Origin of the sequence: Streptomyces specialis (assembly GCF_001493375.1) — a bacterium.
Lineage (GTDB): Bacteria > Actinomycetota > Actinomycetes > Streptomycetales > Streptomycetaceae > Streptomyces > Streptomyces specialis.
This window is the reverse complement of sequence record NZ_LN929839.1, coordinates 1-2,549: the sequence shown is the minus strand read 5'-3', so window position 1 is coordinate 2,549 and position 2,549 is coordinate 1. Positions and strand designations below refer to the sequence as shown.

General features: G+C 68.4%; 3 protein-coding genes and 1 pseudogene. All 4 read right to left on the bottom strand.

Annotated elements, in window-relative coordinates; translation table 11 throughout:
• Positions 1–950, bottom strand: a 950-nt coding sequence (locus BN2279_RS09395) for a DivIVA domain-containing protein (RefSeq protein WP_059008281.1), incomplete at its 3' end; no start/stop codon positions are given.
• Positions 951–998: 48 nt separating this feature from the next.
• Positions 999–1,283 carry a YggT family protein gene (locus BN2279_RS09390; protein WP_059008280.1) on the bottom strand — a complete coding sequence of 95 codons (285 nt, stop codon included), beginning with the start codon at positions 1,281–1,283 and terminating at the stop codon, positions 999–1,001.
• An 84-nt stretch (positions 1,284–1,367) separates the two neighbouring features.
• Complete coding sequence (locus tag BN2279_RS09385; protein WP_059008279.1) at positions 1,368–1,991, bottom strand: cell division protein SepF; 624 nt, start codon at positions 1,989–1,991, stop codon at positions 1,368–1,370.
• A 122-nt stretch (positions 1,992–2,113) separates the two neighbouring features.
• Positions 2,114–2,422 (bottom strand): annotated as a pseudogene (locus tag BN2279_RS09380) (alanine racemase); the annotation flags it as partial.
• Positions 2,423–2,549: the final 127 nt, after the last annotated feature.

The following is a 2,549-nucleotide window of genomic DNA, read 5'->3' as shown; positions in this document are numbered from 1 at the left end:
CCCGCGGACGCGAGCGAGGGCGTGGGCGACGGGGGCAGCGACGCGGCGGCGGGGGAACGCGGCGGGGCGAGCGAGTCGTCGGACTGGCTTTCGAGCTGACGGAGCTGGCTCTCCAGGTACGACTTCAGACGGGTGCGGTACTCGCGCTCGAAGCCGCGCAGGTCCTCGACCTTGCGCTCCAGCGTGGCGCGGGCGGACTCCAGCGAGCCCATCGCCACCCGGTGCTTCTCCTGCGCGTCCCGCTCCAGGGCGTCGGCCTTGGCACGGGCGTCCCGCTCCAGACCCTCGGCGCGGCTGCGGGCCTCACCGACGATCTTGTTGGCCTCGGAACGCGCCTCGGCGATGGCCTGGTCGGCCGTCTGCTGGGCGAGCGAGAGAACGCGCGCGGCGCTCTCGTTGCCGCCGACCGGCTGCGGCTGCATCTGCTGCTGCATCTGCTGCTGGGGCATCTGCTGCTGCATCTGGCCGGGGCCGCCCATACCGGGGCCCATACCGGGCAGACCCTGCCCGCCGTGGGTGCCCATCGGCACCGGCGCGCCCGGGTGTCCCTGCGGGCCGGGGCCCATCGGGCCGCCGTGACCCATCGGGCCGGGGCCGCCGGGGTGTCCCTGCGGGCCGCCGGGACCGGCGGGGAGCTGGGGCGGGCCGCCCATCTGCTGCTGTTGCTGGGGACCGCCCATCTGCTGCTGGGGGCCTGGGCCGGGTATGGCCGACATGGGACCGCCCGGCCGCTCCTGCGGCTCGGGCTTTCGCATGTTCTGTTGATTCTGGGCGGCTGCCCGGGTGGCCGCGGCCAGCTTGGCGCGCAGGTCCTCGTTCTCCCTGAGCAGCCGGGTCAGCTCTGCCTCGACCTCGTCGAGGAAGGCATCGACCTCGTCCTCGTCATAGCCTTCACGCAGACGGACGGTCGTGAACTGCTTGTTCCGCACGTCCTCGGGGGTCAGCGGCATCTCTTCACCTCAACGTAAATCGTCGGCATATCGGCAGACCGTACTCGTTCACAGCCTGGCCACGACGTTGATCAGGATGTAGACGATGATCATCAGTACGAAGAAGGACAGATCAAGCGCCACACCCCCGAAGCGCAGGGGAGGGATCGCCTTCCGCAGCGCCTTCAGTGGCGGATCGGTGACAGTGTAGGGGGCTTCAAGCGCGACCACCATCGCCTTGCCGGGGTTCCAAGCCCGGGCGAACATGAACACATAGTCCATCACCAGCCGGAAGAGCAGCAAGCCGAGCAGACAGTACAAGGCAACCAGGATCACCTGTTGAACGATGCCCATCCTGCCTGTCCCTCTCCCCTTGCCTCATGAGTCCGGCCGGTGCGCCGGAGCTCCCTGTACTCCACCGGTCAGCGCTGCCTGTCGTCAGCTCTGGTTGAAGAACCCGCCCTCGGCGATCCGGGCCTTGTCCTCCGCCGTTACATCGACGTTAGCAGGCGACAGCAGGAACACCTTCTGTGTCACGCGCTCGATGCTGCCATGAAGACCGAAGACGAGACCAGCCGCAAAGTCGACAAGTCGCTTCGCGTCCGTGTCGTCCATCTCGGTCAGATTCATGATCACCGGCGTGCCCTCGCGGAAGTGTTCCCCGATGGTACGGGCCTCGTTATAGGTCCGCGGATGGAGCGTCGTGATGCGGTACGGCTCCCTCTCGGACACGACCTTGGGCATGATCACCGGTGCGCTCTTCTCCACGTTGTGGCGGTCGGATGTGATGGAAGACACGGGAGCGATCCGCCCGGGTCGTCTGCTCTCCGTGAGGAGCGGAGCGGGGGTGGGCTCCGTTTCCCGCTGGGCCGGGGGGTGGACCACCCGGACCGGCTCCTCGGGCCGCTCCCGGGGCGGTGGCTCGTGCGCCGGCTGCCGCCGCGGTCGCTCGGGCTCCGGCTCCGGCTCGAACTCGTCGTCGGGGCCGTACCCCGGCCGGTCATAGCCGTCGTCCTCCACGAGGCCGAGGTAGACCGCCATCTTGCGCATAGCGCCAGCCATCGACTGCGTCCTCCGCTCTGTGGTGGATCGGCTCCGCCCTCCCGGCGGTGTGGATCCACGTAATCTGCCCGAAATTTCCGGGATTCACCATATTTTCGACTGTGGTCTCTCGCGTGGCGACGTTACCCGAGGGCGGCGCGGACTCCGAGTCCCGCGCTGCCGACGCGTACGTGTGTCGCCCCGGCCACGATCGCCGCCTCCAAGTCCCCGCTCATTCCCGCCGAGACCATGGTCGCAGCCGGATCGATCGTGCGCAGGTTCCTGGAGATTTCCATCAAACGCTCGAACGCCGCCCCGGGGTTCCCGGCGTGGACACCCGTGAGCGGCGCGACCGTCATCACGCCGGCCAGCCGCAGGCCGGGCGCCGAGGCCACCGCCCGCGCCACCCCGCCTATGCCGGCTCGCGCGGTGCCGCCCCTGTCCCTTATCCCCATTCCTTGCCGCTGCCGATGTGGATCGCTGACATCCGCCGTGCCCCCGCTGCTCCTCGGTTTATCGGTTTTGACTCTCTCCCACTTGCTTCTGCCCTATTATTGTCTTTTTACGCTATTACCTCTT